28 protein-coding genes, 1 tRNA gene and 1 pseudogene are annotated in these 21,509 nt (G+C 76.2%); 22 read left to right on the plus strand and 8 right to left on the minus strand.

Translation table 11 applies throughout. The features are described from left to right. Nucleotides 1-68: 68 nt before the first annotated feature. Together clpS and ACI796_RS16445 are read left to right on the plus strand one after the other, a co-directional pair. Entirely contained in the window at nt 69-365 is a 297-nt protein-coding gene (clpS, locus tag ACI796_RS16440; protein WP_456926023.1) for an ATP-dependent Clp protease adapter ClpS, read from the plus strand. Then, on the plus strand, nt 362-859 hold the full coding sequence (locus ACI796_RS16445; RefSeq protein WP_456942300.1) for a DUF2017 family protein: 498 nt from the start codon (nt 362-364) through the stop codon (nt 857-859). Before clpS ends, ACI796_RS16445 begins: the two co-directional genes overlap by 4 nt. On the opposite strand, the gene ACI796_RS16450 is transcribed toward ACI796_RS16445, so the two are convergent. Beyond that, the gene (locus ACI796_RS16450; protein WP_456942301.1) at nt 798-1,154 is read right to left on the minus strand and encodes a hypothetical protein; all 357 of its coding nucleotides are present in this window, start codon (nt 1,152-1,154) and stop codon (nt 798-800) included. The two genes, ACI796_RS16445 and ACI796_RS16450, sit on opposite strands and share 62 nt — an antisense overlap. A gap of 107 nt (nt 1,155-1,261) precedes the next feature. Here ACI796_RS16450 and ACI796_RS16455 point away from each other — a divergent pair, with 107 nt between their 5' ends. From ACI796_RS16455 to ACI796_RS16490, 8 genes are all read left to right on the plus strand, one after another. Continuing rightward, entirely contained in the window at nt 1,262-1,735 is a 474-nt protein-coding gene (locus tag ACI796_RS16455) for a Mov34/MPN/PAD-1 family protein (protein WP_456942302.1), read from the plus strand. 119 nt (nt 1,736-1,854) lie between these two features. Next, the gene (locus tag ACI796_RS16460; RefSeq protein ID WP_387985774.1) at nt 1,855-2,133 is read left to right on the plus strand and encodes a ubiquitin-like small modifier protein 1; all 279 of its coding nucleotides are present in this window, start codon (nt 1,855-1,857) and stop codon (nt 2,131-2,133) included. A gap of 55 nt (nt 2,134-2,188) precedes the next feature. Continuing rightward, the gene (locus tag ACI796_RS16465) at nt 2,189-3,139 is read left to right on the plus strand and encodes a PLP-dependent cysteine synthase family protein (RefSeq protein WP_456942303.1); all 951 of its coding nucleotides are present in this window, start codon (nt 2,189-2,191) and stop codon (nt 3,137-3,139) included. Nucleotides 3,140-3,204: 65 nt separating this feature from the next. Next, the gene (locus tag ACI796_RS16470) at nt 3,205-3,849 is read left to right on the plus strand and encodes an HAD-IA family hydrolase (RefSeq protein WP_456942304.1); all 645 of its coding nucleotides are present in this window, start codon (nt 3,205-3,207) and stop codon (nt 3,847-3,849) included. Between the two features lie 54 nt (nt 3,850-3,903). Further along, the gene (locus ACI796_RS16475; RefSeq protein ID WP_456942305.1) at nt 3,904-4,641 is read left to right on the plus strand and encodes an MBL fold metallo-hydrolase; all 738 of its coding nucleotides are present in this window, start codon (nt 3,904-3,906) and stop codon (nt 4,639-4,641) included. 39 nt (nt 4,642-4,680) lie between these two features. Continuing rightward, nucleotides 4,681-5,634 carry a DNA polymerase domain-containing protein gene (locus ACI796_RS16480; protein WP_456942306.1) on the plus strand — a complete coding sequence of 318 codons (954 nt, stop codon included), beginning with the start codon at nt 4,681-4,683 and terminating at the stop codon, nt 5,632-5,634. A 114-nt stretch (nt 5,635-5,748) separates the two neighbouring features. Further along, nucleotides 5,749-6,228: a DUF4262 domain-containing protein gene (locus ACI796_RS16485; protein WP_456942307.1), complete on the plus strand. Its 480-nt coding sequence runs from the start codon at nt 5,749-5,751 to the stop codon at nt 6,226-6,228. A gap of 100 nt (nt 6,229-6,328) precedes the next feature. Further along, a complete protein-coding gene (locus tag ACI796_RS16490; protein WP_456942308.1) occupies nt 6,329-7,570 on the plus strand; it encodes a low temperature requirement protein A in 1,242 nt (413 codons plus the stop codon). Nucleotides 7,571-7,586: 16 nt separating this feature from the next. Here the strand turns inward: ACI796_RS16490 and gndA are convergent, their stop codons facing one another. Beyond that, on the minus strand, nt 7,587-9,050 hold the full coding sequence (gndA, locus tag ACI796_RS16495; protein WP_456942309.1) for an NADP-dependent phosphogluconate dehydrogenase: 1,464 nt from the start codon (nt 9,048-9,050) through the stop codon (nt 7,587-7,589). Nucleotides 9,051-9,234: 184 nt separating this feature from the next. Between gndA and ACI796_RS16500 the strand changes: the two genes are divergently transcribed. Further along, complete coding sequence (locus tag ACI796_RS16500; RefSeq protein WP_456942310.1) at nt 9,235-9,825, plus strand: QsdR family transcriptional regulator; 591 nt, start codon at nt 9,235-9,237, stop codon at nt 9,823-9,825. Nucleotides 9,826-9,829: 4 nt separating this feature from the next. On the opposite strand, the gene bcp is transcribed toward ACI796_RS16500, so the two are convergent. Beyond that, a complete protein-coding gene (bcp, locus tag ACI796_RS16505) occupies nt 9,830-10,318 on the minus strand; it encodes a thioredoxin-dependent thiol peroxidase (RefSeq protein ID WP_456942311.1) in 489 nt (162 codons plus the stop codon). Between the two features lie 46 nt (nt 10,319-10,364). Beyond that, nucleotides 10,365-10,769 (minus strand): YjbQ family protein, encoded by a 405-nt coding sequence (locus ACI796_RS16510; protein WP_456942312.1) that lies wholly within the window; start codon nt 10,767-10,769, stop codon nt 10,365-10,367. Nucleotides 10,770-10,829: 60 nt separating this feature from the next. Here ACI796_RS16510 and rph point away from each other — a divergent pair, with 60 nt between their 5' ends. The 5 genes from rph (at nt 10,830) to ACI796_RS16535 (ending at nt 14,807) form a co-directional block, all read left to right on the plus strand. Next, entirely contained in the window at nt 10,830-11,552 is a 723-nt protein-coding gene (gene rph / locus ACI796_RS16515; protein ID WP_456942313.1) for a ribonuclease PH, read from the plus strand. Further along, a complete protein-coding gene (rdgB, locus tag ACI796_RS16520; RefSeq protein ID WP_456942314.1) occupies nt 11,549-12,160 on the plus strand; it encodes an RdgB/HAM1 family non-canonical purine NTP pyrophosphatase in 612 nt (203 codons plus the stop codon). Before rph ends, rdgB begins: the two co-directional genes overlap by 4 nt. Before the next feature lie 88 nt (nt 12,161-12,248). Next, complete coding sequence (locus ACI796_RS16525) at nt 12,249-13,334, plus strand: HPP family protein (RefSeq protein ID WP_456942315.1); 1,086 nt, start codon at nt 12,249-12,251, stop codon at nt 13,332-13,334. 88 nt (nt 13,335-13,422) lie between these two features. Then, entirely contained in the window at nt 13,423-14,625 is a 1,203-nt protein-coding gene (locus ACI796_RS16530) for a glycosyltransferase (protein WP_456942316.1), read from the plus strand. Between the two features lie 20 nt (nt 14,626-14,645). Continuing rightward, nucleotides 14,646-14,807 carry a hypothetical protein gene (locus tag ACI796_RS16535; RefSeq protein ID WP_456942317.1) on the plus strand — a complete coding sequence of 54 codons (162 nt, stop codon included), beginning with the start codon at nt 14,646-14,648 and terminating at the stop codon, nt 14,805-14,807. Between the two features lie 16 nt (nt 14,808-14,823). On the opposite strand, the gene ACI796_RS16540 is transcribed toward ACI796_RS16535, so the two are convergent. Then, entirely contained in the window at nt 14,824-15,810 is a 987-nt protein-coding gene (locus ACI796_RS16540) for a hypothetical protein (protein WP_456942318.1), read from the minus strand. Nucleotides 15,811-16,129: 319 nt separating this feature from the next. On the opposite strand from ACI796_RS16540, the pseudogene ACI796_RS16545 reads away from it, so the two are divergent. Further along, a pseudogene (locus ACI796_RS16545) lies at nt 16,130-16,405 on the plus strand (DUF6910 family protein); the annotation flags it as partial. Nucleotides 16,406-16,605: 200 nt separating this feature from the next. Continuing rightward, nucleotides 16,606-17,034: a DUF6910 family protein gene (locus tag ACI796_RS16550; protein WP_456942319.1), complete on the plus strand. Its 429-nt coding sequence runs from the start codon at nt 16,606-16,608 to the stop codon at nt 17,032-17,034. A gap of 8 nt (nt 17,035-17,042) precedes the next feature. Here the strand turns inward: ACI796_RS16550 and ACI796_RS16555 are convergent. Further along, nucleotides 17,043-17,123, minus strand: a tRNA-Leu gene (locus ACI796_RS16555). Nucleotides 17,124-17,225: 102 nt separating this feature from the next. Between ACI796_RS16555 and ACI796_RS16560 the strand changes: the two genes are divergently transcribed. After that, on the plus strand, nt 17,226-17,456 hold the full coding sequence (locus tag ACI796_RS16560; protein ID WP_387985736.1) for a DUF3618 domain-containing protein: 231 nt from the start codon (nt 17,226-17,228) through the stop codon (nt 17,454-17,456). A 7-nt stretch (nt 17,457-17,463) separates the two neighbouring features. Then, nucleotides 17,464-17,961 (plus strand): DUF427 domain-containing protein, encoded by a 498-nt coding sequence (locus ACI796_RS16565; RefSeq protein ID WP_456942320.1) that lies wholly within the window; start codon nt 17,464-17,466, stop codon nt 17,959-17,961. A gap of 3 nt (nt 17,962-17,964) precedes the next feature. On the opposite strand, the gene ACI796_RS16570 is transcribed toward ACI796_RS16565, so the two are convergent. Then, nucleotides 17,965-18,576 carry a TetR/AcrR family transcriptional regulator gene (locus ACI796_RS16570; protein ID WP_456942321.1) on the minus strand — a complete coding sequence of 204 codons (612 nt, stop codon included), beginning with the start codon at nt 18,574-18,576 and terminating at the stop codon, nt 17,965-17,967. Nucleotides 18,577-18,697: 121 nt separating this feature from the next. On the opposite strand from ACI796_RS16570, the gene ACI796_RS16575 reads away from it, so the two are divergent. Next, complete coding sequence (locus tag ACI796_RS16575) at nt 18,698-19,795, plus strand: EAL domain-containing protein (protein WP_456942322.1); 1,098 nt, start codon at nt 18,698-18,700, stop codon at nt 19,793-19,795. Here the strand turns inward: ACI796_RS16575 and ACI796_RS16580 are convergent. After that, nucleotides 19,773-20,354 carry a histidine phosphatase family protein gene (locus ACI796_RS16580; protein WP_456942323.1) on the minus strand — a complete coding sequence of 194 codons (582 nt, stop codon included), beginning with the start codon at nt 20,352-20,354 and terminating at the stop codon, nt 19,773-19,775. The genes ACI796_RS16575 and ACI796_RS16580 overlap by 23 nt on opposite strands. 128 nt (nt 20,355-20,482) lie before the next feature. Here ACI796_RS16580 and ACI796_RS16585 point away from each other — a divergent pair, with 128 nt between their 5' ends. Next, nucleotides 20,483-21,337, plus strand: coding sequence for an aldo/keto reductase (locus ACI796_RS16585; RefSeq protein ID WP_456942324.1), 855 nt, complete (start codon nt 20,483-20,485; stop codon nt 21,335-21,337). Nucleotides 21,338-21,509: the final 172 nt, after the last annotated feature.

Below are 21,509 nucleotides of genomic sequence, written 5' to 3' on the forward strand. Positions count from 1 at the left end.
CCGACCCTAGGTCGGCCGCCGTGGCCGCACCCGGGGGACCGGGGGAGCGACCGTCCTAGAGTGGTCGGGTGGCCGGACCACTCGCGCCGACACGGACGCCCGAATCCACGGTCGAGGAGACCGCCGACCTCGACCGGCCCTGGGTCACCATCGTCTGGAACGACCCGGTGAACCTCATGACCTACGTGACCCACGTGCTGCGGGAGCTGTTCGGCTACGACGAGCCGACGGCGACCACGCTCATGCTGCAGGTGCACAACGACGGCAAGGCGGTGGTCAGCTCCGGGCCGCGCGAGCGGATGGAGCACGACACCAGCCGGCTGCACGCCTACGGCCTGTGGGCCACCTACCAGCAGGACGCATGAGGCCGTTCCGCCGCAAGGGGGCCGACGTCGTCGCGCGACTCGAGCCGGCCGAGGCCGGCGTCCTCGGGCTGCTGCTCGACCAGCTCGAGCAGCTGCTGGGCGCCGACCCCGAGGACGTCGAGGGCGACCCGGTGGTCGCGCGGCTGCTGCCGGCCGGGCACCGCACCGACCCGGAGCTCGCCGCCGACTACCGCGAGCTGACCGAGTCGGCGCTGCGCGCGGGCAAGACCGACGACCTGGCCGCCGTCCGGGCCACCCTGCCCGCCGACGGCGGTGAGGTGCGGCTGGACCGGGACCAGGCCGGCGCGTGGCTGCGCACCACCAACGACCTGCGGCTGGCGCTGGGCGAGCGGATCGGGATCACCGAGGAGACCGAGCCGCCCGAGGACCCGGCCGGCGAGGAGGGCCAGCAGCTGGCCGTCTACTACTGGCTCACCGGGCTGCAGGGGTCGCTCGTCGACGCGGTCGCCGCCGGGCGCGACGCCCGAAGGTGAGCAGCACCAGCACCGCCAGCAGCAGGTCCAGCACGAAGAAGACCAGCACGAGGCTGGGCAGCTCCAGGTCGCGGACGGCCGCCCCGACGGTGGAGACGAGCGTGACCGCCGACAGGACCAGCACCAGCAGGAGCACCAGCACGCGCAGCGCGACGAGCAGGGCGAGCGACAGGCGGTCGGCGGCGACGTCGCTGCTGTAGTGCCCGCTGCGCAGGGTCAGCCCCCGGACACCGAGCCACAGCGTCGGCAGCGCGACGACCACCACACCGGCCGCCATGATCAGCTCGAGCACCACGGGTCCGCACCGTATCCGGTCGGTGACGACCGGGTGTCCTGCCCCGGTCGGGCGAGCGTCCTCCGGTGCCCGCGGTGCCGCTGCCGCGCGCCGCCTAGACTGGCGGTGTGCTGCGCATCGACCGCGCGACCTACGACGCCATCGTGGCCCACGCCCGGGAGGACCACCCGGACGAGGCCTGTGGCGTCGTCGCCGGACCCGAGGGCAGCGACCGCCCCGAGCGGTTCATCCCGATGCTCAACGCCGCCCGGTCGCCGACGTTCTACGAGTTCGACTCGGCCGACCTGCTGCGCCTGTACCGGGAGATGGACGACCGGGACGAGGAGCCGGTGGTGATCTACCACTCGCACACCGCCACCGAGGCGTACCCCTCGCGCACCGACGTCAGCTACGCCTCGGAGCCGAACGCCCACTACGTCCTCGTCTCCACCCGCCACTCCGGCCGCGAGACCGGCCTGGCCGGGGACGACGTCGAGTTCCGCAGCTTCCGGATCGTCGACGGCGAGGTGAGCGAGGAGGACGTCGAGGTCGTCGAGTCCTACCTGTTCGGCCACTCGCCGACCACCGTCGTCTACGACTGAACGGTGCCGTGCCGCCGGGTGCGGAATCCCCGGCGGCGAGCGGGCGTTGCCCGCACCGACACGCGCTCGCCCGAGCGCTCCCGCACGTCCCCCCACCCTCCCGAGGAGAACCGCACGCCATGGCCATCGAGGTCCGGATCCCGACCATCCTGCGCACCCACACCGGCGGCAACAAGACCGTCGAGGGCAGCGGGGACACCCTCGGCGCGCTCGTCGACGACCTCGACGCCAAGCACCCCGGCCTCAAGGGCCGCCTCGTGACCGAGGAGGGCAAGCTGCACCGCTTCGTCAACGTCTACGTCAACGACGAGGACGTGCGCTTCACCGGTGCCCTCGACACCGCGGTCAAGGACGGCGACTCGGTCACCATCCTCCCGGCGGTCGCCGGCGGCTGCTGAGGCTCACCGCCCCGCCGTCCCGCCGTCCCGCCCCCTCACCCGGAAGAGCTCCCGCATGGCCCGCTTCAACTCCCTCGTCGACTCCCTCGGCGGCACCCCGCTGGTCGGGCTGCCGAACCTGTCGCCGACGCCGGACGTTCGGCTGTGGGCCAAGCTCGAGGACCACAACCCCACCGGGTCGATCAAGGACCGTGCCGCGATCTCGATGATCGAGGCGGCGGAGAAGGACGGGACGCTGCAGCCAGGCGCCACCATCCTGGAGCCGACCAGCGGCAACACCGGCATCTCGCTGGCGATGGTGGCCCGGCAGCGCGGCTACAAGCTCATCTGCGTCATGCCGGAGAACACCTCCGTCGAGCGGCGCCAGCTGCTGGAGATGTACGGCGCGCAGATCGTCAGCTCGCCGGCGGCCGGCGGCTCCAACCAGGCCGTCGCGATGGCCAAGGAGATGGCCGCCGAGCACGACGACTGGGTGATGCTCTACCAGTACGGCAACCCGGCCAACGCCGACGCGCACTACACCGGCACCGCCCCGGAGATCCTCGCCGACCTGCCGTCGATCACCCACTTCGTCGCCGGCCTGGGCACCACCGGCACGCTGATGGGCTGCTCGCGCTACTTCCGCGAGCACAAGCCCGGCGTCCAGGTCATCGCCGCCGAGCCGCGCTACGGCGAGCTGGTCTACGGCCTGCGCAACATCGACGAGGGGTTCATCCCCGAGCTCTACGACTCCTCGCTGCTGGACTCCCGGTTCTCCGTGGGTCCGGAGGACGCCGTCCACCGCACCCGGCAGCTGGTCGAGCGCGAGGGCATCTTCGCCGGCATCTCGACCGGGGCGATCCTGCACGCCGCGCTCGGCGTCGCCGACCGCGAGGTCGCCGCGGGGCGCCGGGCCGACATCGTGTTCATCGTCTGCGACGGCGGCTGGAAGTACCTGTCCACCGGCGCCTACGCGGGCACCCTCGAGGAGGCCACCTCGGCCCTCGAGGGCCAGCTCTGGGCCTGATGGAGGGCCACCCTGCCCCCCACCGCTCGCAGGCTCGCGGCGGGCCCCTGCAGGGTGGCCGACGGTTGGTCGCGAGGGGCCTGCTGTTCGACAACGACGGCGTCCTGGTCGACTCCGACGCCGCCGTCACCTCCTCCTGGTCGCGCTGGGCCGCCGAGCACGGCCTGGCGCCCGCCGACGTGCTCGCCGTCGTGCACGGCCGGCGGTCCGCCGACACCGTCGCCGACCTGGTGCCCGGGCCCGGGCGGGCCGCCGCGACGGCGCTCATCGACCGGTACGAGCTCGAGGACGCCACCACCGTGGCCGCCGTCCCCGGGGCGGCCGACCTCCTGGCCGGGCTGCCCGCCGGCGTCTGGGCGGTGGTCACCTCCGGCACCCCCGACCTGGCCGCCGCCCGGCTGACCGCCGCGGGGCTGCCGCTGCCCGGCGCCCTGGTCACCGCCCGGGACGTGCGCACCGGCAAGCCCGACCCCGAGGGCTACCGCCTCGGCGCCCGCCTGCTCGGCGTGCCGCCGGAGGACACCGTGGTCGTCGAGGACAGCCCCGCGGGCATCGCCGCCGGCCGGGCGGCCGGCGCGCGGGTCGTCGGCGTGGGGGAGCGGGCCCTCGGCGCCGGGGCCGACGTCGTCGTCCGTGACCTCCGCGGCCTGTCCTGGACCGGCGGCGTCCTGTCCGTCCCGGCCGCCGCCCTGCTGGCGACCGGCGGCTAGCCTGGCGCCCGCCATGGGAAGCGGATGGACGTGCGACCGGCCGGGGAGTGCGGCATGAGGCTCACGGTCGTGGGCTGCTCGGGCAGCGGACCCGGCCCGACGTCGGCGGCCTCCTGCTACCTCGTCGAGCACGACGGCTTCCGGGTGCTGCTCGACCTCGGCAGCGGCGCGTTCGGCGCGCTGCAGGCGCTGGCCGACCCCGACTCGATCGACGCCGTCTACCTCTCCCACCTGCACGCCGACCACTGCCTCGACGTCGCGCCGCTGGTGGTGTGGCACCGCTACTCCGGCCGCTCCTCGGGGCGCCGCATCCCGCTGATCGCCCCCGCGGGCGCCGAGCGGCGGCTGGCCCTGGTCTACGACGACGGGGGCGCGCCGCTGACCGACGTCTTCGACTTCGCGGTCACCCCGGTGTCGGCCGTCCTGGGCCCGTTCACCGTGCAGACCGCGCGCACCGCGCACCCGGTCGAGTGCCACGCCGTCCGGCTGGCCGCGCACGGCAGCTCCCTGGTCTACACCGGCGACACAGGGCCGTCGCGGGCCGTCGTCGACCTGGCGCACGGCGCCGACCTCCTGCTGGCCGAGGCCGCCCACCCCGAGCGGGACGGGCTGCCGCCGGACCTGCACCTCACCGGCCGGCAGGCGGGGGAGGCCGCGGCCGCGGCCGGGGTGCGCCGGCTGCTGGTCACCCACGTGCCGGCGTGGGTGGACCCCGCCGCGCAGCTGGCCGCGGCGCGGACGGCGTTCCCCGGCGCGGAGCTGGCCCTCCCGGGAGCCGTCCACGAGGTCTAGGCGCTTGCCGTCCCCGGGCGGGGCGGGCACGGTGGGCCGGTGGTCGACGACGAACGGGACGGCGTCCGGCTGACCAGCCTCGACGCGCCGCTGGGCGACGGACTGGAGGTCACCAAGGGCGACCTGGTCGACCACCTCGACGCGTTCGCGGACCGGCTGGTGCCGCAGCTGGCGGGCCGGCCGCTGTCGGTCAAGCGGGTGCGGCCGGGCCAGGAGCCGTTCATGCAGCGCAACGTCGCCAAGGGCGCGCCGGACTGGGTGCGCACCGTGCCGGTGTGGTCGTTCGGCGCCCACCGCGAGGTGCACCAGGTGCTCTGCGACGACCGGCGCACCCTGCTGTGGCTGGCCAACCAGCGCGCCGTGGAGTTCCACGTCCCGTTCTTCCGCGCGGGCGCGGAGACCGAGCCGACCGGCATCGTGCTCGACCTCGACCCGCCGGAGGGCGCCGACTTCGCGGTGGTCGTGCAGGCCGCGGAGCTGGTGCGGCGGGCGCTCGCCGACGCCGGGCTGGCCGGGGCGGTGAAGACCAGCGGGTCCAAGGGCGTGCACGTCGTCGTCCCGGTGCGCGGGGCCGGGCCCGAGGACGCCGCGGCCGCGACCCGCGCGCTCGCCGCCCGCGCCGCCGCGCTCCACCCGGACCTGGCCACGACCGCCTACATCAAGGAGGACCGGCACGGCCGGGTCTTCCTCGACTCCACCCGGTCGGGGTCCTCGACCGTCGTGGCCGCCTACAGCCCCCGGATCCGGCCCGGCCTGCCGGTGTCGGCGCCGGTCGCGTGGGAGGACCTGCCCTCGGTCCGGCCGGGCGACGTGACCGTGACGACCGCCCTGGACCGGCTGGGGGACGGCGACCCGTGGGCCGAGCTGCTGCCCGGGCCGCGGGAGCTGCCGGCCGACCTGGTCGCCGAGGGCCACACCATCCCGGTGGCGCGGGTGGCCGCGATGCACGAGGGCAAGCGGCGGGCGCGGGCCAAGCGGTCCGCGGAGGGCTGAGCGGGCGACCCGGGGACCGACACCCCCGCCGCCGTCGTCCACAGGAGGGACCCGCGTCCACCACCGGCTGTGCGCGGGCGCGTCCTGTCGGTGCCGACCCGCACGCTCCCGGGCATGACGCACGACCCGCAGACCACCGCCTGGCTCGACCAGGAGGACGCCCACCTCGCCGCCGTCATCCGCCGCGCCCGCTTCGCCGTGCAGTACGTGGGGCCGGGGGACCGTCCCGACGAGCCGGCGTTCGGCTACACCATCGGCCTGTTCGGCCTCGGGCACCCCGAGCTGGTGCTCGTCGGGCGCGGGACCTCCGCCACGCACGCGCTGCTCGACGCTGTGGCCGGCGAGGTCGTGGCCGGCCGCTCGCTGGTGCCCGGTGAGCTGCTCGAGGCCGGCCGGGAGGAGCTGGTCGTGGAGGAGTGCCCCAACCCGGGCGAGGTCCTGCTCGGCGCCAACCGCTGGTACCGGCGGCCGGCCGAGTACTCGGTGCCGGCGCACGTCCTCACCTGGGCCTCGCCCGCCGGGTGCTTCCCGTGGGACCCGGGCTGGGACGGCGGCCGGTACGGGCAGCCCCGGCCGGGCACGTGGACGGCCTGAGTCCGCTCCGGGAGAACGCCCCTCGTCCCGGGCGCCGGGAGGGACCAGGATGGCCCGCGTCGCGGCAGGCCGGGGCGCGCCCGGCGGGCGGGAGGTGCACGTGACCGCGCGAGCCGATCGACCGTCCGGGGTGCGTGCCCGCGCCCGCGTGCTGCCGACGACGGAGCACCACACGGTCACCACGCTGGAGCTCTTCTTCGACCTGGTCTTCGTCTTCGCGATCACGCAGGTCACCGCGTTCATGGCCGAGGACATCGGCTGGCGCAGCGCGGTGCGCGGCCTGCTCGTCCTCGCGCTGCTGTGGTGGGCCTGGTGCAGCTACGCGTGGCTGGGCAACCAGGCCCGGGCCGACGAGGGGGTCGTCCGCGGGGCGCTGATCACGGTGATGGGCGCGCTGTTCCTCGTCGCGCTGGCGATCCCGGAGGCCTGGCGCGACGAGGGCGACGGGTTCAGCGCCCCGCTGGTGCTGGCCGCGTGCCTCGTCGTCGTGCGCCTGGGTCACCTCGCGGTCTACTCCATCGCGGCGGGGGAGGACGCCGGGTTGCGCCGGCAGCTGCTGCGGGCCGCCGTCCCGGTCGTCCTGGCCGCCGGGCTCCTGGTGGCCGGGGCCCTGGTCGGCGGGACCGCCCAGACGCTGCTGTGGGTCCTGGCGCTGCTGGTCGACTACACCGGCATCTACCTCTCCGGCGCCGACTGGCGGTTGCCGGCGCCGCGGCACTTCGCCGAGCGGCACGGCCTGATCGTGATCATCGCCCTCGGCGAGTCGATCATCGCGGTCGGCGTGGGGGTCGTCGACCTGCCGCTGACCCTGCCGATCGCCGCCGTCGCGCTCCTCGGGCTCACGGTCACCGTGTGCCTGTGGTGGTCCTACTTCGACGTGGTCGCGCCCGTGGCGGAGCGGGTGCTGGCCGGCAAGCAGGGGGTGGACCGGGTCCGGCTGGCCCGTGACTCCTACACCTACCTGCACTTCCCGATGATCGCCGGGATCATCTTCCTCGCCCTCGGGCTGAAGAAGGTCGCCGAGTACGTCGGCGACGTCGAGCACCACGACCTGACCGACCCGCTCAAGGGGACCGCCCTGTGGTCGCTCTACGCCGGCGTCGCGGTGTACCTGCTGGCGCACCTCGCCTTCCGGCTGCGCAACGTCGGGTCGGTCAACCGGCCGCGCGCCGTCGTCGCGGTGGTGCTGCTGCTCGCGCCCCTGGCCGTGACGCCCCTGCCGGCGCTGGCGCAGCTCGCGGTGCTCGCCGCGGTCCTGGTGGCGATGCTGACCTTCGAGGTGGTCCGCTACGCCGACGCGCGGGCGCGGGTGCGGGCGGAGGCGGCCGCCGAGCACGGGTGACCGCCGCCCGCCGGCCTCAGCCCGTCCGCACCTCCCGGCGGTCCTCGGCCCAGACCGTGTGGAAGACGCCCTCCCGGTCGGTCCGCCGGTAGGTGTGCGCGCCGAACAGGTCGCGCAGGCCCTGGACCAGCGCGGCGGGCAGCCGCTCGGCGCGCAGCCCGTCGTAGTAGGCCAGCGCGGTGGAGAAGCCGGGCGCCGGGATCCCGGCCCGGGCGGCCTCGACGACGACCGTCCGCCAGCCCTCGAGGCAGTCCGCGACGGCGTCGCGGAAGTAGCCGTGCGTGAGCAGGGTCGTCAGGTCCGGTTCGTCGGCGTAGGCCTGCCGGATCCGGTCGAGGAAGCGGGCGCGGATGATGCAGCCGCCGCGCCAGATGGTCGCCAGCGCGCCGGGGTCGACGTCCCACCCGTGCTCGCGGGCGCCGGCGGCGATCTGGTCGAACCCCTGCGCGTAGGCGACCACCTTCGAGGCGTACAGCGCCTGCCGGACCGCCTCGACGAACGCGTCCCGGTCGGCCACGGGCTCCGGCGCCGCCGACGGGCCGGGCAGCACCGCCCGGGCGGCGGCGCGCTGCGCGGTGTGCCCGGACAGCGAGCGGGCGAACACCGCCTCGGCGATCCCGCTGACCGGCACCCCGAGGTCGAGCGCCGACTGCACCGTCCAGCGCCCGGTGCCCTTCTGCTCGGCCTGGTCGAGGACGAGGTCCACGAAGGGCCGGCCGGTCGCGGCGTCGACGTGGCGCAGCACCTCGGCGGTGATCTCGACGAGGTAGGACTCCAGGTCCCCGGCGTTCCACCCGGAGAACACCTCGCCGATCTCGGCGGGGGACAGGCCCAGCCGGGTGCGCAGCAGGTCGTACGCCTCGGCGATGAGCTGCATGTCGGCGTACTCGATGCCGTTGTGCACCATCTTCACGAAGTGGCCGGCGCCGTCGGTGCCCACGTGGGTGCAGCACGGCGTCCCGTCGACCACCGCCGCGATCGACTCCAGCAGCGGCCCCACGATCGCGTAGGCCTCGGCCGACCCGCCGGGCATGATGCTCGGCCCGAGCAGGGCGCCCTCCTCGCCGCCGCTGATCCCGCAGCCGACGAAGTGCACGCCGCGCCGGGCCAGCGCCTGCGTCCGGCGGATGGTGTCGGTGTAGCGGGCGTTGCCGCCGTCGACCAGGACGTCGCCCGGCTCCAGCAGGCGCGCGACCTCCTCGACCACCGCCTCGGTCGACGCCCCGGCCTGCACCATGACGACGACCTTGCGCGGCCGGGCCAGCGCGGCGACGAACTCCTCGACCGAGCCGGTCGGCACGAACGCGCCCTCGTCCCCGTGCGCGGCCACCAGCGCCTCGGTGCGCGCCTGCGTCCGGTTGTGGAGCACCACCCGGCAGCCGTGGCGGGCGAGGTTGCGGGCCAGGTTGGCGCCCATCGTGGCCAGCCCGGTGACGCCGACGTCGCCGTCGGGGGGAGGGGTCGCGTCCGCGTCGCTCATGCCCGCCGATGCTCGTCCACCGGCGCCCGGAGCGGCACCCCGGCGGACCCGGTCGTCACGGCCGGACCCGGCGTCCTGACGACGGGGGCGGCCACGGGCACGCACGGTGGCCGCCCTCCCGCGTGCGGGTGAGGCCGGTGCCGCGGCCGTGTCGACGCCGGACGCCCGCGCCTACGCTGCGTCCGTGATCGCGCCGCGTGAAGAGGTCGTCCGCCGGGCGGCGCGGACCTTCCTGCGCGGCGAGCGGATCGACACCACCACGCTGGCCGCCGACCTCGGCATCTCCCGGGTGACGCTGTTCCGCCGGGTCGGCAACCGCGACGCCATCCTGGGCGAGACCCTCTGGTACCTCGCCGAGCGGCAGCTGCAGCAGGCCGCCGACGCGTACGACGCCCGGCCCCAGGGCGCCGAGCCCGCCGGCCGGCTGCGCAGCCTGGCCGTCGTCGAGGACTACCGGCACGCGCTGGGCACGGCGGCGCCGCTGCACCGCTTCCTCGACGACGAGCCGACCACCGCGATGCGCATCCTCACCGACCCGCGGGGCCGGGTGCAGCCGCGGCTGGTCGAGGCCTACACCGCGCTGTTCGAGCGCGACGTCGAGGAGCGCGGGCTGACGCCGGAGGTGCCGCTGCCGGTGCTCGCCTACGCCGTCGTCCGGCTGGGCGAGTCGTTCCTCTACTCCGACGTCATGGTCGCCCGCGAGCCCGACCTCAAGGCCGCGACGACGGTCGTCGACGCGCTGGTGACCGGCGTGCTCGGGGTCCGCGGGGACTGAGCGCTCAGCCCAGGCCCAGGTCGCGGCGCAGCTTCGCCACGTGCCCGGTGGCCTTGACGTTGTAGGCGGCCCGCTCGATGCGGCCCTCAGCGTCGACGACGAAGGTCGAGCGGATCACGCCCTGCACCTCCTTGCCGTACAGCTTCTTGGTGCCGAAGGCGCCGTAGGCGGTGAGCACGCGCTTGTCCGGGTCGGACAGCAACGTGATGCCCAGGCCCTCCTGCTCGCGGAAGCGCTGCAGCTTCTCCGGCGGGTCGGGGGAGATGCCGATGATGTCCAGCCCGGCCTCGGCCAGCTCCCCGGCCGCGGCGGTGAAGTCGACGGCCTGGGTGGTGCAGCCCGGGGTGAGGGCGGCGGGGTAGCAGTAGACGACCACCCGGCGGCCGCGGCGGTCGGCGAGGGAGACCGGGGTGCCGTCGGCGTCGGGCAGCGTGAAGTCCGGCGCCGGGTCACCGGGCGCGAGGCGGACGGGAGCGGGCGCGGTCTCGGTCATGCAGCGATGATGCCGTGCCCGTCCGGCGGGGGAGGGGATCGGGGCGTCAGCCGCGGAGGAACGACAGCCGCACCTGCCGCTCGGGGTTGTCGCCGTTGGGGTCGACCAGGCAGATCCGCTGCCAGGTGCCCAGCTGCAGCCGGCCCCCGAGCACCGGCACGCCCAGGTGCGGCGGCACGAACGCCGGCAGCACGTGGTCGCGGCCGTGGCCGGGGCTGCCGTGCCGGTGACGCCAGCGGTCGTCGCGGGGCAGCAGCTCGTCGAGCTGGGCGAGCAGGTCGTCGTCGCTGCCCGCGCCGGTCTCGATGACCGCCAGCCCGGCCGTGGCGTGCGGGACGAACACGGACAGCAGGCCGTCGTCCTCCTGACGGACGAAGTCCTCGCACTCGCCGGTCAGGTCGACCACCACCGGCTGCCCGCCCGTCCGCACCGTCCGCAGCTCCGATCGCACGGGGCGATCGTGGCATCTCGCCCGGAGGACGGCGTGCCGACGTCGATAGGCTCGGTGCCCGTGACCCGCCCCGACGGCCGCGCGGCCGACCAGCTCCGCCCGGTGACCATCACCCGCAACTGGCTCGACCACGCCGAGGGCTCGGTGCTCGTCGAGTTCGGCCGCACCCGCGTGCTGTGCGCGGCCAGCGTCACCGAGGGCGTGCCGCGCTGGCGGAAGGGCTCGGGCCTGGGCTGGGTCACCGCCGAGTACGCCATGCTGCCGCGCGCCACGCACACCCGGGGCGACCGCGAGTCGGTCAAGGGCCGGATCGGCGGGCGTACCCACGAGATCAGCCGGCTCATCGGCCGCTCGCTGCGCGCCTCGATCGACCTCGCGGCGCTGGGGGAGAACAGCATCGCCCTCGACTGCGACGTCCTGCAGGCCGACGGCGGCACCCGGACGGCGGCCATCACCGGCGCCTACGTCGCCCTCGCCGACGCCGTCTCGTGGCTGGCCGACCGCCGGAAGCAGGCGAGGAAGACCGCGATCGTGCAGTCGGTGGCGGCGGTGAGCGTCGGCGTGGTCGACGGCGAGCCGCGGCTGGACCTCGCCTACGAGGAGGACGTGCGCGCCGGCACCGACATGAACGTCGTCTGCACCGGGCAGGGCGGGTTCGTGGAGGTGCAGGGCACCGCCGAGGGCGCGGTGTTCGACCGGCCCACCCTCGACCGGCTGCTCGACCTCGCCGTCGCCGGGTGCGCCGAGCTCACCCGCGTCCAGCAGGAGGCGCTGCAGCGATGACGACCCGCCTGCTGCTGGCCACCCGCAACGCCGGCAAGCTCGCCGAGCTGCAGCGGCTGCTGTCCGACGCCGTCCCGGGGATCGAGGTGGTCGGCCTGCGCGACGTCCCCGAGTACCCGGAGGCCCCCGAGACCGGCGCGACGTTCGCGGAGAACGCGCTGCTCAAGGCGCGGGAGGCGGTCCGGTACACGGGCCTGCCGGCGGTGGCCGACGACTCGGGCCTCGCCGTCGACGCGCTCAACGGCATGCCCGGGGTGCTCTCGGCGCGCTGGTCGGGCCGGCACGGCGACGACGCCGCCAACACCGCGCTGCTGCTCGGCCAGATCGGCGACGTCCCCGACGAGCGGCGCGGCGGGGCGTTCGTGTGCGCCGCCGCCCTGGTCACCCCCGACGGCGCGGAGTCGGTCGTCGAGCGGCAGTGGCGCGGCCGGGTGGTCCGCGAGCCGCGAGGCAGCAACGGCTTCGGCTACGACCCGGTGTTCGTCGCCGACGGCCTGGACCGCACCGCCGCCGAACTCGAGCCCGCCGAGAAGGACGCCCGCAGCCACCGCGGTCAGGCCTTCGCCGCGCTCGTCCCGGTGATCGCCCAGGCGCTCGGCGCGGCCTGACCTCCGCGCCGCGGCGGCACCTGGATCCCGCCCCGACGACGTAGGGTCCACGCCCGCGGCGGGCGGGGGCCCGCGGGAGGGGAGCGGGGTGCGCGCGGACGTCAGGGCGTGGAGGACCGGGCTGCGGCCCTCGCCGGTGGGCTACCGCCGCTCCGAGGTGCTCCGCGGCGGGCTGGGCGCCCTGGCCGGCATCGCGCTGGCCGCGCTGACCGCCCACGCGGTCCCCGGCGGGCCGGCCGGGCTGCCGTGGATCGTCGCGCCGATGGGCGCCACCGCGGTGCTGCTGTTCGCCGCGCCGGCCAGCCCGCTGGCCCAGCCCTATCCCGTGCTCGCGGGCAACACGCTGTCCACCCTGGTCGGCGTCGCGGCGGGCAAGCTCCTCGACGACGTCACGCTCGCCGCAGCGGTCGCCGTCGGCGTGGCGATCCCGCTGATGATGGTGCTGCGCTGCGTGCACCCGCCGGGCGGCGCGTGCGCGCTGTTCGCGGCGGTCGGCGAGGCGGCGGTGGCCGAGCACGGGTGGGCGTTCGCGCTGTGGCCGGTCGGCGTCGACACCCTGGTGCTGCTGCTCGTGGCGGCGCTGGTGAACAACCTGACCGGCCGGCCCTACCCGCACGTGCCCGAGCCGCCGCGCACCGGGTCCGAGGCGCCGCCCACCGAGCGGGTCGGGCTGCAGGCCGAGGACGTCACGGCGGCGATGCAGCGGCTGGACCGCGGCCTGGACGTGCTGCCCGGCGACGTGCTGGCGCTGGTCCGCGACGCCGAGGCGCACGCCCTGGACCGCCGGCTCGGGCAGCTGCGCGTCGGCGCGCTCATGGAGCGGGACGTGCGGACCGTCCAGCCCGACGAGACGCTGTACCGCGCGCGGATGCTCATGAACCAGCACGCGGTGAAGGCGCTGCCGGTGGTCACGCCCGACCGCCGGGTCGTCGGCATCGTCACCGTCCACGACCTGTTCAACCTCGACGTCGTGGACTTCGACCCGGTCGCGAAGGTCATGACCAGCCCGGTCACCACCGTCGACGCCGACACCCCGGTCTCCGAGCTGGTCGGGCTCATGGCCGACCGCGGGCTGCGGCACCTGCCGGTGGTCGACTCCGACGACCGGCTCGCCGGGATCGTCACCCGCGCCGAGCTCGTCGCCGTCCTGCACCGGGCGCTGGTCGGTTCCTGACCCCTCCGGGTGGTCCCGCCCGCGCCGGCTGCGGGACCGGCCCCGGGCTGCCGTTGACCCCCTGACGGGACGACGGCAGGGGAGACGCATGGCAGGCGACGACGGACGCTCGACGGCGCGGGTGGTCGTGCTGATCCCGGCGCACGACGAGGCCGCGAACATCGGCGGCACCCTCGACGCCCTGCAGCGGCAGACGCGGCGTCCCGACCGCGTGGTCGTCGTCGCCGACAACTGCACCGACGACACCGCCCGGATCGCGCGCGAGCGCGGGGCCGAGGTCTACGAGACCGTCGGCAACACCGACAAGAAGGCCGGCGCGCTCAACCAGGCGATCGTGCAGCGGTTCCGCCGCACCGCCACCGCCGACCGGCGGGGCGCCTCCGACGACCCCCGCCGCGGTCCCGACCGGCGCCGCGGCGCGGCGGACGACGGCGTCCCCGCCGGCCCCACGCCCGACCTGCGCGACGACGACCTCGTCCTGGTGATGGACGCCGACACCGAGCTCGCGCCCGGTTTCCTCGAGGCCGCCGCGGCCAGCCTGGAGTCCTCACCGCGCATCGGCGCCGCCGGCGGCCTGTTCTACGGGCACCCCGGGGCCGGGGTCCTCGGGCAGCTGCAGCGCAACGAGTACCTCCGCTACAGCCGCGACGTCTCGCGGACCGGCCGCGTCATGGTGCTGACCGGCACGGGCACGCTGTTCCGCGTCCGGGCGCTGCGGGAGGTCGCCGCCGCGCGGGGCACCACGCTGCCGGGCCGGGAGGGGCAGGTCTACGACACCCTCGCGCTCACCGAGGACAACGAGCTGACCCTCGCGCTCAAGACCCTCGGCTGGCGCATGACCAGCCCGGCGGCGTGCTCGGTGGTCACCGAGATCATGCCGACCTGGCGGGACCTGTGGAAGCAGCGGATGCGGTGGCAGCGCGGCGCCCTGGAGAACCTCCGGCACTACGGGCTCACCCGGGTCACCCTGCGCTACTGGGGCCAGCAGCTGGGCATCGGCCTCGGCGTCCTCGCCTTCCAGGCCTACCTGCTGCTCACCGTGCTGGTGCTCGCCCGCGACGGCGGGCTGCACGTGGACCCGTTCTGGGCCTCGGTCGGCCTGGTCTTCCTGGCCGAGCGGCTGGTGACCGTCCGCAGGGGCGGCCCGCGAGCGCTGCTGCTGGCGCTGCCGCTGGTCGTCGAGCTGGTCTACGACCTGTTCATCCAGGCCGTCTTCGTCCGCTCCCTGGTGGACGTCGTCCGCCGCCGGGAGGCCACCTGGCACCACGTCGCGGCTCCCGCGGCGGGCTGATCCACCGAGAGGAGGTGCACGTGTACAGCAAGGCGGGTTACGTGACGGCCAGCGGCGTGGGCGGGTCGACCGCCCTCGCCTACACCGGCTTCAACGCGCTGGCGTTCGTGGTCGCCGGCGTCACCCTGCTGTTCGCCGGGCTGGCGCTGCTCAAGCTGGTCCCGCGACGCGCGAAGGACTGATCCCGGAGGATCCGGCTCAGGCGGCCGGCGGCGCCTCGCTGCCGGCCGCCTGGCCCCCGGTGTCCGCCTCTGCCTGCGGCTCGGCGCCCGAGCCGCCGTCCGAGCCGGTGTCCGAGCCGCTGTCGGAGCCGGTGTCCGAGCCGCTGTCCGAGCCGCTGTCCGAGCCGCTGCCCGAGCCGCTGCCCGAGTCGGTCCCCGGTGCCTGCGTCGACGGCTCGGCCGGCGCGGACTCCTCGGTGCCGCCGTCGGTGTCGCCGTCGTCGCTGCCGCTCTCGGTGGCCGGCGCGGACTCCCCGGACTCCTCCGTGGGCGCCGCGCTCTCCCCGGCGTCCCCGGGCGTCCCCGTGGCCGGCGCCTCGGTCGTCGGGGTGGCCGGGTCGGAGTCCGACGGCGTCAGGTCGCGCGAGGACGAGGCGTTGGACAGCTCGCCGATCGTGGTGGACGACGACGAGGTGTCGTTCCCGCCGACCAGCGCCGACACCGGCTTCTGCCCGACCAGCTCGATCGTGGTGACGATCCCCATGGCCAGGACGAAGACCGCGGCCGCGTACACCGCCACCCGCGGCCAGCGGATCCGCCGGCGCGGCTCCGGGGCCCGGCGCGGGTCCAGGTGCGCGGGCAGCTCCCGGGTCGCCGCCTCGCCGGCCGCGGGCATCGCCCGGGTCGCCGCCTCGCCGGCCGCGGGCATCGCCCGGGTCGGCGCCGCGCCGGGCGCAGGGTCGGGGCGGGGCGCCAGCTGCTCGCGGGCCTTCCTCAGCTTCTCGCCGGTGCGGTTCAGGGAGGAGCTGTAGAGCGCGGAGCCGACGGTGCTGACGACGCTGACGAGGGCGGCGCCGATCACCGTGCCGGCGACGCCGAAGAACGAGGCGAGGACCGCCGCGGACACCGCGGCCAGGGCGCCGGCCGCCACCTGGGTGACGCTGAGTCCGGTGCGGGGCTTGTCGGGGACCGGCTCGGGGTTCGTGCCGGGGGAGGTGGTGGTCTCGGTGCGCGGGGAGGTCATGAGCTCCGACGGGTCGTGTCCGGAGGACTGCGTGCAGGGGAAGAGGACCGGCCCCGGGCACCCCGTCGTGCGGCCGGTCGACCCGAGGCTACGTCGGCTTCGCCGCGCGTGCAGCGGCCCTGGACGGAGTTCAGCGTGCTGAGCTGCGGAAAGACAGTTGTGTGATCCGGTCCCGGCACCCGCCCGCGTGAGGCCGCGCCCGAGCGGGCACCCCGTCCCCGTGCGCGTCGACCTCACCGCCGTCCGGGGGCTCCGCTTCGACGACGGGACGCCGGTGACCGCGGCCTCGGGCCTCGCGCCGCTGGGCGACGGCTGGCTCGTGGTCCAGGACGACGCCACGTCCGCGGCCTGGCAGCGCCCGGGCGGCGTCGTCCCGGTGCGGCTGCTGCCGCCGGTCGAGGGACACGACCGGTTCTCCGAGGCGGCCGGGACCAAGTCCCTCAAGCCCGACCTGGAGACGGCCAGCCCGGTGGAGGCCGGCGGGCGGCCCGCGGTGCTGCTGCTCGGGTCGGGGTCCACACCGAGGCGCACCCGCGGGGTGCTGGTCGCCCTCGACGACGACCGGCCGTCCGCCCGGGCGGCCGACCTCGGCCCGCTGTACGCCGCGGTCGGCGACCGCCTCGGGGTGCCGGACGGGCAGCGGAACCTGGGGGGGGGGGGGGGGGGGGGGGGGGGGGGGGGGGGGGGGGGGGCGGGGGGGGGGGGGGGGGGCGGTGGTGGGGGGACGGGGGGGCGCCCGCCCCCCCCCCCCCCCCCCCCCTCCGCTGGTACCAGCGCGGCAACCGCGCCGCCGGGGTGCCGAACGCCTGCGTCGAGGTCCCGCTGGCGCCGTTGCTGGCGGCCGTGCTCGGGCGCGCGGACCCCGGCGCGGTGCCGCTGGGGCCGGTGCACGTCCTCGACCTCGGCGAGGTCGCCGGCGTCGGGCTCGCCGTCACCGACGCCGTCGCCCTGCCCGACGGCCGGGAGCTGCTGTCCGCGGCGGCGGAGGACACGCCGAACGCCGTCGACGACGGCCCGGTGGTGGCCACGGCGCTCGTCCTGGTCGAGCACGGGCGGGTGCTCGACGTCGCGCCGGTGCCGGAGGTGGACGGGCGGGTGGCGAAGGTCGAGGGCCTGGCCCTGCGCGGCGTGGACGGTGACCGGGTCGACCTGCTGGCGGTGGTCGACGCCGACGACCCGGGGCTCGCCTCGCCGCAGGTCGAGCTCACCGTGCGCCTGGGCTGACCCCTGGGTGCGGGAGGCGGGAGTCGAACCCGCACGCCCGAGGGCACCAGATCCTAAGTCTGGCGTGGCTGCCGTTACACCACTCCCGCGTGGCCGCCGAGTCTAGGGCGCGTCCCGGGGCGCATCGCCCGCGTGGGTGCCGCTGATCGCCGGAACGGGCCGGTCGCCGCGGTGTCTGGCAGGCTGTCGCCGTGCCTCGCGACCCTCGAGAGATCCAGCTGGAGATCGACGCCGCCCGTGAGTCACTGGCGGCCACCCTGGACCAGTTGGCGTACCGGAGCAGCCCGACGCGGCTCCGGGCCCAGGGGCAGGCCGCCGTCGTGCGCTTCCTGCAGTCGACGGCGGGGCGCGCCACCGTCGGCGCCCTCGGCCTGCTGGTGACGCTGGTCGTCGTCCAGAAGGCCCGGCACCGCAACGACTGACCCGGCCGTGCGCCCGCCGCGCCGCGACCCGGTCGGCCCGGGTCAGGAGTCGGTCTGGGACTACCCGCGCCCGCCGTCGGCCGAGGTGACGCCGCGCCGCGTCGTCGTCGAGCTGGGCGGGCGGGTGGTCGCGGCGACGGGCCGCGCGGTGCGGGTCTGCGAGACCAGCCACCCGCCGGTCTACTACGTGCCCCGCGAGGACGTCGCCGCCGGCGTGCTCGAGCGGGCCGCCGGCTCGTCGTGGTGCGAGTGGAAGGGGCAAGCCACCTACTGGGACGCCGTCGTCGACGGGCGGCGCCACCCGGCGGTCGGCTGGTCCTACGAGGACCCGACCCGGGGGTACGAGCACCTGCGCGGGGCGGTGGCCTTCTACCCGAGCCGGGTCGACCGGGCGCTGGTCGACGGCGAGCAGGTGCGCGCGCAGGCGGGGGACTTCTACGGCGGCTGGATCACCGCGGACGTCGTCGGCCCGTTCAAGGGCGAGCCGGGCACGCTCGGCTGGTGAGCGTCAGCCCCGGCGGACCAGCGGGAGGACCACCGTCTCGAGTACGGCGTCGGCGTAGGCGGCGTCCACCGGCTCGCGGGTGACCAGCCAGCGCTGCACCAGCAGCGCGGTGGTGGCCTCGGCGGGGATCGACTGCGGCAGCCCGGGGCCCACCTCGCCGCGGGCCTGGGCCCGGGTCCACACCTCGTCGTAGGCCCGCCGCCAGACGGCCAGCGGGCCCTCGCGGAACGCCTCGATCAGCGCCGGCTCGTGCTGCATCGCCGCGAGCAGCGAGCGGGTGGCTGCGCCGACCGGGCTGGCCATCATCTCCACCATGCGGTGCACGAGCTGGCGCAGATCGCCCTCGAGGGACCCGGTGTCGGCAGTGACCGTCCACGCCCGGTTGAGGTCGGAGACGGTGTCGACGACGAGGTCCTGCTTGGTGCGCCAGCGGCGGTAGATGGTCGCCTTCCCGACCCCGGCCTCCGCGGCGACGGCGTCCATGGTCAGCGCGCCGTACCCGACCTCCCCGAGCAGCCGGAGGATGGCCGCGCGGATGACGTCGTCGCGGCTGGGGTCGCGCGGGCGGCCGCCGCGGCCTGTGCGCGTCGGCGGCTCGGTGAGGACAGCAGCCATGGACCGACCCTAGGGCCTGCGCGCCGCGTGCAGACCGGTCCGCGGCGCGGCATCCTGAACGGTCGGACCTCGTCCGCGCGCCTGCCCGCCCGCGCCGGGCCGGTCGGTCATCCTGCTGCGCGTGGCGAGTCCGATCGGCGCGGCGCGGCGGCGCGAGGAGTGGCCCCTGCCCGAGACCGCGACCCGCGTGCTGCTGGCGACCGCGGAGGAGAACGTGCTGCCCGCCGTGGCCGCCGTCGCCCGCGCGGTCGGGCTGTCGGTGTTCGCCGCCCCCGGGCTGCTCGACCTGTCCGACGAGCGCGACGGCGTCCGCGTGGAGGTGTTCTTCGACCGGCTCTCCCGCGCGCTGACCGGGGCCGAGGCCGAGGCGGTGCGGGTGGCCACCGACCCGGCCGGTGAGTACACCGCGCTCACCCTCGGCCTGCTCACCGCGCCGACCCTGGCGCAGGAGCTGGCGCGCCGCGGCGTGACCGCCGAGGTCGGCGTGCTCGCCGAGGCCGAGCTGTGGTCGGCGTACCAGCCGATCGTGACGCTGGCCGACCGTGCCGTCGTCGCCCACGAGGCGCTGCTGCGCGGGGACTCCGACGGGCGCACCGTCGACGGCGGGGACCTGTTCTTCGTCGCCGACTCCGCGGGCTGGCTCACCCGGTTGGACCGGGTCGGCCGCGAGTGCGCCATCGCCGGCGCGGCGGGCTGGCTCGGCGGCGCCGACCTGTTCGTCAACACCCGGCCCACCTCGGTGCTGCACCCCGACGCCGACCTCGCCGGCACCGTCGAGGCCCTGGAGGTCGCGGGGCTGGAGCCGCGGCAGCTGGTGCTGGAGGTGGGCGAGCGGGCCGCCGTCGCCGACCGCGGGCACCTGCTCGCCGTCCTGGAGGCCTACCGCGAGCGTGGCTGGCGGGTGGCCCTCGACGAGGTGGCCGCCGGGTGGTCGAGCCGCTCGCTGCTCGACGTCGTCCGGCCCGACGTCGTCAAGCTCGGCCGGGCGCTGGTGTCCGCGCTGCCCGACGACGGCGCCCGCGCGGTGGTGCGGACGGTGACCGAGCACGCGCACCGGCTGGGGGCGGTCGTCGTCGCGGAGGGCGTGGAGACCGAGCAGGTGGCCGCGGAGGTGGCCGCGCTCGGCGCCGACCTCGCGCAGGGCTGGCTGTTCGGCCGGCCCGTCGCGCCCGCCGGCGCGGCCGGGCCGGCGGACCTCAGCCCAGTCCCCATCCCGTGAGCACCGGGCGCGCGTGCTCGTGCCCGAGCACCCCGTAGGCACCGGCCGGCAGCGCGAACAGCGCCCCCGCGGCGGGCTCGAGGCCCAGCCAGCGCGCGGTGAGGACCCGGAGCACGTGCCCGTGCGCGACGAGGGCGACGTCGCCGTCGGCGAGCCGGGCCCGCGCCCGGGCCAGCACCCGGTCGACCCGCTCGCCGACCTGCTCGAGGGACTCGCCCGGGGTCTCGCCCGCCACCACCGGGTCGCGCCAGACCGACCACTCCCGGCCGAGCTCCTCGCTGATCTCGGCGGTGGTGCGGCCCTCGTAGCCGCCGTAGTCGAGCTCGACGAGGTCCTCGTCGACGGCGGTGGCGGTCAGCCCGGCCAGCTCGGCGGTGCGCCGGGCGCGCTGGCGGGGGCTGGTCCACACCTCGACGACGTGCCGCTCGGCCAGCGCCGGCGCCAGGGAGCGGGCCCGCTCCTCGCCCTCGGGCAGCAGCGGCAGGTCGGTCACGCCGGTGTGCTGGCCGCTCCTGCTCCACTCGGTCGCGCCGTGCCGCAGCACCAGGATCTCGCCCATCGCCGTCCTCTCGCTCGCGTGTCACCGGTCACACCACCGGCGTGCCGGGAAGACCGGTGCGGACCGCCGTGCTGGCGGGATGCGGGTCCCCGGGCAGCCGGCCCGGGGCACACGCACCGGGAGGGTCCATGACCGCCACCGCACCTGCCGACACCTTCGCCATCGGCGGCGACCTCGCCGTCCACCGCCTCGGCTACGGCGCCATGCAGCTGCCCGGCCCGGGTGTCTGGGGGGAGCCGGCCGACCGCGACGCCGCCCTCCGCGTGGTCCGCGCCGCCGTCGAGCAGGGCGTCGACCTCATCGACACCGCCGACTCCTACGGGCCGTTCGTCAGCGAGCAGATCATCGCCGAGGCCCTGCACCCGTACCCGGAGGGCCTGGTCGTCGCCACGAAGGCCGGCCTGACCCGCCAGGGCCCGGGCATCTGGACGCCGGTCGGGCGCCCCGCCTACCTCAAGCAGCAGGTCGAGCTGTCGCTGCGCCACCTGCGGGTCGAGCGGATCGACCTCATCCAGCTGCACCGCATCGACGCCGAGGTGCCGCTGGCCGACCAGCTCGGCGCGTTCAAGGAGCTGCAGGACGAGGGCAAGGTCCGCCACATCGGCGTCTCCGAGGTCTCGGTCGAGGAGCTGCAGGCGGCCCGCGAGATCGTCGACGTCGTCAGCGTGCAGAACCTCTACAACCTGACCAACCGGCAGTCGCAGGACGTCCTCGACCACGCCACCGACAACGGGATCGCGTTCATCCCGTGGTTCCCGATCGCGACCGGCGACCTCGCCGCCCCGCACAGCCCGGTGGCCGACATCGCCCGCGAGCTGGACGCCACCCCGGCGCAGGTCGCGCTGGCCTGGCTGCTGCAGAAGTCGCCGGTGGTGCTGCCCATCCCCGGCACGAAGTCGGTGGACCACCTCACCGAGAACATGGGCGCGGCGCGGCTGACCCTCTCCGACGAGGACATGGCCCGCCTGGACGCCCTCGCCTGACGAAGGACCCCCTGGCCCCACCGCTCGCACGCTCGCGGCGGGACCCTGCAGGGGGCCTAACGCCAGCGGTCCAGCGGGACGGGGACGCGCCGGCGGGACCCGCCGGCCGGTCCCCGCATCGGGTGGGCCGCAGCCCGCGGCCTGCGGGCGTCCTCGCGCGCCGGCGCCGGCG

It is taken from the genome of Geodermatophilus sp. SYSU D00525, from assembly GCF_054050475.1.

Excerpts from the sequence above, each read along its gene's own strand:
- ACI796_RS16445 (WP_456942300.1), top strand. The coding sequence starts at position 362 with ATGAGGCCGTTCCGCCGCAAGGGGGCCGACGTCGTCGCGCGACTCGAG.
- ACI796_RS16460 (WP_387985774.1), top strand. The coding sequence starts at position 1,855 with ATGGCCATCGAGGTCCGGATCCCGACCATCCTGCGCACCCACACCGGC.
- ACI796_RS16465 (WP_456942303.1), top strand. The coding sequence starts at position 2,189 with ATGGCCCGCTTCAACTCCCTCGTCGACTCCCTCGGCGGCACCCCGCTG.
- ACI796_RS16475 (WP_456942305.1), top strand. The coding sequence starts at position 3,904 with ATGAGGCTCACGGTCGTGGGCTGCTCGGGCAGCGGACCCGGCCCGACG.
- ACI796_RS16485 (WP_456942307.1), top strand. The coding sequence starts at position 5,749 with ATGACGCACGACCCGCAGACCACCGCCTGGCTCGACCAGGAGGACGCC.
- gndA (WP_456942309.1), bottom strand. The coding sequence starts at position 9,050 with ATGAGCGACGCGGACGCGACCCCTCCCCCCGACGGCGACGTCGGCGTC.
- bcp (WP_456942311.1), bottom strand. The coding sequence starts at position 10,318 with ATGACCGAGACCGCGCCCGCTCCCGTCCGCCTCGCGCCCGGTGACCCG.
- rdgB (WP_456942314.1), top strand. The coding sequence starts at position 11,549 with ATGACGACCCGCCTGCTGCTGGCCACCCGCAACGCCGGCAAGCTCGCC.
- ACI796_RS16530 (WP_456942316.1), top strand. The coding sequence starts at position 13,423 with ATGGCAGGCGACGACGGACGCTCGACGGCGCGGGTGGTCGTGCTGATC.
- ACI796_RS16540 (WP_456942318.1), bottom strand. The coding sequence starts at position 15,810 with ATGACCTCCCCGCGCACCGAGACCACCACCTCCCCCGGCACGAACCCC.
- ACI796_RS16570 (WP_456942321.1), bottom strand. The coding sequence starts at position 18,576 with ATGGCTGCTGTCCTCACCGAGCCGCCGACGCGCACAGGCCGCGGCGGC.
- ACI796_RS16580 (WP_456942323.1), bottom strand. The coding sequence starts at position 20,354 with ATGGGCGAGATCCTGGTGCTGCGGCACGGCGCGACCGAGTGGAGCAGG.
- ACI796_RS16585 (WP_456942324.1), top strand. The coding sequence starts at position 20,483 with ATGACCGCCACCGCACCTGCCGACACCTTCGCCATCGGCGGCGACCTC.